Here is a 5,845-nt window from a genome sequence, read left to right on the forward strand (position 1 = left end):
CTATCTGCTTGTGTTCGCCGGGGTTCACCCCGTATCGACCATCTGGCACGAAGGCACGGCGGACATGAGCGCGCGATGCTACGAAATCTTCAGCGGCGCGGTGCGCGAGATCGCGGCCGAGGGACGGCTGCGGACCGGCACCGGCGACAGCGCGGCCCAGGCCCTCTGGGCCGCCTGCCATGGCGTCGTAGCGCTGATGATCGGCCGTCCGAACTTCGCCTGGGCGCCGGTGGACGAGGTGATCCAGGTCACCCTGGACGGCCTCATGCACGGCCTCGTCATAGACTGACCGCCGCGTTGGTCGCGGCCCTGGGCCTGGCGGGCGCAGCTCAGGCCGCGCCCCGGGTGCTCTCTCTGGATCAATGCGCCGACCAGTATGTCCTGGCCCTTAGCCCGCGCGCCACCGTCGTCGGGCTTTCCACCCGGGCCGACGACCGCGATTCCCGCCTGCGGGACCTGGCCCGGGGCCTCCCACAGCGCCGCACGACCCTGGAATCAGCCCTCTCGGCCAGACCCGATCTCGTCGTCCGCTACTGGGGCGGGGATCGGCGCTTCCTGGCCCAGCTTGAGAAGCGCGGCGCCCGCGTGGTGACCATCGAGGACGCCTCGGACTTTGGCGGGGTGCGGGCCAATGTCCGCCGGGTGGCAGCCGCCATGGACCGCAGGGCCCAGGGCGAGGCCGTGATCGCACGCATGGACGCCCGGCTGGACCGTTCCGCCGGCGCCTGGCGCGGAGCCACGGCGCTCTATGTCACCCCGGGCGGCTTCACCGGCGGGGAGGGAACCCTGGTGCATCAGATCCTGAAGTCCGCCGGCCTGACACCGGTCCCGCCGGGCCCGGGCTTCCAACCGGTCTCCCTTGAGCAATTGGCGCTGAACCCGCCGCGCGCCCTGGTTCTGGGGTTCTTCGACGATTTCATGCTGGCCAACAACCGCTGGGGTCTGGGCCGTCACGGCGTCATGCGCCGGGTCGCCGAGGGGCGCACCATCGCCAGCCTGCCAGGCTCGATGCTGGGCTGCCCCGCCCCAGCGGCCGCCGAGGCGGTTGAGATCCTGGCCGCCAGGGCGCCGCGATGAGGCTGAACCTGGTTCTGGCCGCCGCGTTGCTGGTGCTGCTCGCCCTGGGCCTGCTGTTGGGAGAGACGGCGCTCACCGGCGCCCAGTACGCCGAGGCCTTCCGCGATCCGGCTTCGGGACCCGCCGAAATCCTCTGGGCCATCCGTGCGCCTCGGGTCGTGGCCGCCGCCGTCGTCGGCGGAGCACTGGGCCTGGCGGGCGCGGTCATGCAGGGCCTGCTGCGCAATCCCCTGGCCGATCCGGGGGTGCTGGGAGTCTCGGCCGGGGCGGGGCTTGGGGCGTCGCTGGCCATCGCCCTTGGCCTCGCCGCCATTCCCGGTGGGACGGAGGTCGCGGCCCTGGTCGCCGCCCTGGCCACCGGCCTGCTGCTGACCATCCTGGCCGCCCGCTTCCGGGAGCCGGAGACCCTGATCCTGTTCGGCGTGGCGCTCTCGGCCTTCGCGGGCGCGCTGACCTCGCTGATCTTCAATCTCTCGCCCTCACCGGTCACCACCGCGGAGATCCTGTCGTGGCTGATGGGGTCGGTGTCCAACCGCAGCTGGAGCGACATCGGCTGGGAGCTCGCGCCCATGACCCTGGGCGCCGCGCTCTGCGTCTACGCGGCGCGGGGCCTGGTGATGCTGACCCTCGGGGAGGAGACCGCCGCCATGTCGGGTTTGCCCATGGGCCGCCTGCGCGCCGCCGCCGTCGCCGGCGCGTCCCTGCTGACTGGCGCCGCCGTCGCCATGGCGGGCATCATCGGTTTCGTTGGCCTGGCCGCGCCGCATCTGGTCCGCGCGGGGGCCGGAGCCGATCCGGGCAAGGCCCTGGCCCCCTCGGCCCTGGCCGGCGCGATCCTGCTCACCGCCGCCGATATCGCTGCGCGCCTGATCCCCACCGACCAGGAACTGAAGCTCGGCGTCGTCACCGCCCTGTTCGGCGCGCCGCTGTTTGCGCTCATCGCCTGGCGCGCCGCCCGGAGCTGGCGCGCATGAGCCCGGTGCTGTCCCTGCATGACGCCGCCGTGCGGCGCGGTCAGACCCCGGTGCTCACCGGCGCCAGCCTCAGCGTCCGGGCCGGCGAGGTGGTGGGCGTCGTAGGCCCCAATGGCGCAGGCAAGACCACTCTGCTGCGCGCCGCCCTCGGCCTGGTCAGGCTGGCCTCGGGGCGCGCTGAGCTGGCCGGGCGCGACGTGAGCAGCCTGGATGACGCCGCCCGCGCGGCCCTGGCCGGCTACCTGCCCCAGGAGCGCCGGGTCGGCTGGAACCTGCCGGCCTGGCGCATCGCCAGCCTGGGGGCGGCGCTGAAGCCGCCGGCCCTGGCGCGGACAGCCGCCCTGGACGCCCTGGCCAGGGTCGGCCTCTCGCCGCTGGCTGATCGCGGCGTGCTTGATCTCTCCGGCGGCGAGCGGGCGAGGGTGCTCCTGGCCCGGCTTCTGGCGACCGCCGCCCCCCTGCTGGTGGCTGACGAGCCCGCCGCGGGCCTCGACCCGGATGCACAGCTCTTGTCGCTCGATCTCTTCCGCGAGGAGGCCGCGCGGGGCGCCGCCGTGGTCCTCACGCTTCACGACCTGGGCCTGGCCGCCCGCGCCTGCGATCGGCTGGTGGTGGTGGGGCAGGGCCGCATCGTCGCCGACGGCCCACCCCGCGAGGCCCTGACGCCTCAAGTCCTGCGCGAGGTCTTCGGGCTGGACGGCGGATTGGAAGAAACCTCGGCCGGCCTGACCCTCGCCGCTCGGAGACACCGGTCATGAAGGTGCTCGGACTGCCCGGCCGCAAGCCGGAGACCTTGGGCCAGATGCAGGGCTTGATCGATCGGCTGGAGATCGGCCAGACCGAGGCCGTCGTGCGGCCCCATGGCTTCTGGGACCGCGCCGACGTCAGCGATCCTGACATCTCCGCCGACGCGCAGGCGGTGAGCGGCAGCGGCGCGGACCTGGTCATCTCCAAGTCGATCGGAAACCTGATCGTCATGCTGGCGCGCGATCGACATGGCTTCGCGCCCCAGGCCTGTGTCTTCCTCGGGACCCCGCTGGCGCGGTTCGTTCCGGAAGGATGGGTTCCTCTGCTGGAAGCCCACTGCGCGGCGGTTCCGACGCTCTTCATCCAGCAGACCGCGGACTACAACGGCGCCTATCGCGACCTCGCCGCCATCGTGGCCAGGCATCCTCTCTGCGCCGCCCGGGAAATCCCCGGCGATGATCATCGCTACGACGACCTGGAGCTGATCGCGCCCCTCATAGAAGCCTGGGTCAACGAGCCCTAGTTAGGGATCGGCCGCATCCCGCCCGTGGCCTGGGTGGGGACGCTGGTCTGGGTCTGCACTGCGCCGCCGGACGGCACGTAGCCCATCCCGTATCCGCCGCGCTTGAGGTCCGCCGACAGGGTGATGGGCGTGACGCCGCCATTCAGGCGCGCGCGGTAGACCGTCATGCCCTCCATCACCCGCATCACATAGTTGCGGGTCTCGGAGAACGGGATGCACTCGATGAAGTCGATGGGATCGGTGGTCGCGCCCCGCGGGTCGCCGCAGAAGGATGACCAAGTGGAGGGCCGGCCGGGCCCGGCGTTGTAGGCGGCGATGGCCATGGGATAGGAGCCGGAGAAGGTGTCCACCATCTGACCCAGGTAGGTGGTGCCCAGCCGCATGTTGTAGTCGGGATCGTCCAGCATCCCCAGCGAGTAGCCGACGCCCAGGCGTCGGGCGGTGGCTGAGGCGGTGGCGGGCATCAGCTGCATCATGCCCCGCGCCCCGGCGCCTGATCGGATCAGCGGATCGAAGCCGCTCTCCTGGCGGGTGATGCCGAGGATCAGGGCCGGCTCGGGCGCGTTGGCCAGGTTGGGGGTGGAGCGCATGGGATAACCGCGCTCGGGCAGGATGAAGCCGCGCTGGGCGGCGGCCCGCACCACCTTCATGCCGGTGTCGATGTCGCCGTAGCCGCGGACCATGTCCACCAGCAACGCCTCTTCCTCCGCCGTGGGGAGCACATCGTCCAGGGTCAGGACGAAGGTCTTGAACAGGTCCTTGTTGCCGATCTCGTACAGCATGCGCGCGGCGCGCACGGCGTCGCGGCCCTCGAAGCGGTTGCGGTCGGCCTGGGTGATGGCGGGGTCGCGGCCCAGATTCAGCCTGTGGCCGCCGACCTTCTCCCCGGCCAACTGGCCGTAGAAGGTTGTGTTGTGCTTGGCCGCCGCGCCGTAGAAGCCACGGGCGCGGTCCTGCTGGCCGCTGGCCTCCGCCGCCCGGCCCCGCCAGTAGAGGGCCCTGGCCCGGGTGATGGGTGACGAGCCGATCTTCTCGATGGCGGCGAAGTGTCGGTCGGCGTCCTGGGGTCGCTTCAGACGGGTCAGGGCGACCCAGCCGGCGTAAAACTCCGCCTCCGCCGCGTCGGCGCCCTCGGTCAGGCCGGTATTGGCGGCGGCCAGGTAGGCGCCCTGAGAGTCACCATTGCGCAGCGAGGCGATCACCAGTTGGTAGCGTTCGTCCCAGATGCGCGCGCCCATCTCGGGGAAGGCGATCTGGGTCGGGAAGTTGCGCACCAGGCCCAGCGCCACCTGGTCCATGCCCCGACGGCGCATGTAGGCGGCCCGCTCGAAGGCCAGGCCCGGGGAGTTGGAGACGCTGGCCGGCAGGTTGTTGACCAGGGCGTTGGCGTTGCCGGAATTCTGACGCAGCGCCATTCGCGCCTGGGCCAGCTGGGCCTGATCGGCGGGCAGCAGGGGGATCATGTCGCGGGCCGCCGGTCCCTGGCTGCCGAACAGGATGACGTCGGCGCGCCGGATGTGGTCGTCGGCGGTCAGGACGTCGCCGAACCGCGCCAGCATCGAACGCTGCGGGTCGGCTTCGAACAGGTCGTTGCGCCAGGTCTTGCGGATGAGGTCGGCGGCTTCCTTGTTCCGCCCCGTGGCGCGATAGGCGGAGGCCAGCGCCATGGCGCCCTCGGCGGTGGTGGGCGCGGCGCCGCCGAACCAGTCGATGACCCGCTGCGGGCTGAGGCCGCCGGTCTCCAGCAGCTTCTCGGCCGCCACCTGCCGGCGCGACGCGCGCGGCCAGCCGGCCAGGTCACGGCGGGCCTGGTCGACCTCGAAGAAACTCAGGGCGTCCGCGTTGGCGTCGGCCATCGCCCAGATGGCGATCTTCTTGGCGATGGGGTCGTTGATCATCGCGATCGCGGTGCGTGCGCCGGTCACGTCGGCCCGCTTGGCGCTGTCGAGCGCGCTGCGCAGCGCTGCGCCGTCGGCGTCCGAAAGTCTGCGGCGGTAGGCTGTCGGCTGGGTCTGGGTCAGCTCGATGGGCGGCGGCGGCCCCTCATAGGGCGCGGGCCCCTGCGCCGGCTGTTGCGCCTCGGCCACGCCGGTCAGCAGAACAGCGGCGACTGCGGTGAAGAGTGCCTTGCGGGCCTTTGACGCCAAAACGAATATCTCCGGATCCATTGAAATACGGAACAAGTCTGGTTGCGGCTTAGGGCCTGCCCGCCATATTGTCCGGCCAAATCTTGAGGCCGCAACATCTGGCCTCGCTTTCACGGCTTTTTGCAGACCATGTCCGAACCTTTGTTCAAGGGCGTCATGCCGGCCCTCGTGACGCCATTCCGCGACGGCGCGATCGATGAGCAGGCGTTTGTCGCCCTTGTCGAACGCCAGATCGCAGGCGGTGTCCACGGCCTGGTGCCCGTTGGCACCACAGGCGAAACCGCCACCCTGAGCCACGACGAACACCGTCGGGTTGTAGAACTGTGCGTCGCCACCGCCGCCGGGCGTGTGCCGATTATCGCCGGCGCGGGCTCCAA

General features: G+C 71.3%; 7 protein-coding genes. 6 read left to right on the forward strand and 1 reads right to left on the reverse strand.

Annotated elements, in window-relative coordinates:
• The 5 genes from RMO97_RS12510 to RMO97_RS12530 form a co-directional block, all read left to right on the forward strand.
• On the forward strand, positions 1–289 hold a 289-nt coding region (locus RMO97_RS12510; protein WP_310541399.1), incomplete at its 5' end, for a TetR-like C-terminal domain-containing protein.
• Between the two features lie 8 nt (positions 290–297).
• Positions 298–1,077: an ABC transporter substrate-binding protein gene (locus RMO97_RS12515; RefSeq protein WP_310541400.1), complete on the forward strand. Its 780-nt coding sequence runs from the start codon at positions 298–300 to the stop codon at positions 1,075–1,077.
• The gene (locus RMO97_RS12520) at positions 1,074–2,051 is read left to right on the forward strand and encodes an iron ABC transporter permease (RefSeq protein WP_310541401.1); all 978 of its coding nucleotides are present in this window, start codon (positions 1,074–1,076) and stop codon (positions 2,049–2,051) included. Before RMO97_RS12515 ends, RMO97_RS12520 begins: the two co-directional genes overlap by 4 nt.
• Positions 2,048–2,809 (forward strand): ABC transporter ATP-binding protein, encoded by a 762-nt coding sequence (locus RMO97_RS12525; RefSeq protein WP_310541402.1) that lies wholly within the window; start codon positions 2,048–2,050, stop codon positions 2,807–2,809. The genes RMO97_RS12520 and RMO97_RS12525 overlap by 4 nt, the downstream gene beginning before the upstream one ends.
• Positions 2,806–3,321 carry a hypothetical protein gene (locus RMO97_RS12530; RefSeq protein WP_310541403.1) on the forward strand — a complete coding sequence of 172 codons (516 nt, stop codon included), beginning with the start codon at positions 2,806–2,808 and terminating at the stop codon, positions 3,319–3,321. Before RMO97_RS12525 ends, RMO97_RS12530 begins: the two co-directional genes overlap by 4 nt.
• Here RMO97_RS12530 and RMO97_RS12535 read toward each other — a convergent pair.
• The gene (locus RMO97_RS12535; protein ID WP_310541404.1) at positions 3,318–5,468 is read right to left on the reverse strand and encodes a lytic transglycosylase domain-containing protein; all 2,151 of its coding nucleotides are present in this window, start codon (positions 5,466–5,468) and stop codon (positions 3,318–3,320) included. The two genes, RMO97_RS12530 and RMO97_RS12535, sit on opposite strands and share 4 nt — an antisense overlap.
• 129 nt (positions 5,469–5,597) lie before the next feature.
• Here RMO97_RS12535 and RMO97_RS12540 point away from each other — a divergent pair.
• Positions 5,598–5,845: dihydrodipicolinate synthase family protein (locus RMO97_RS12540; protein ID WP_310541405.1), on the forward strand; the 248-nt coding region annotated here is incomplete at its 3' end.

Source organism: Phenylobacterium sp., from assembly GCF_031425575.1.
Classification (GTDB): Bacteria; Pseudomonadota; Alphaproteobacteria; order Caulobacterales; family Caulobacteraceae; genus Phenylobacterium.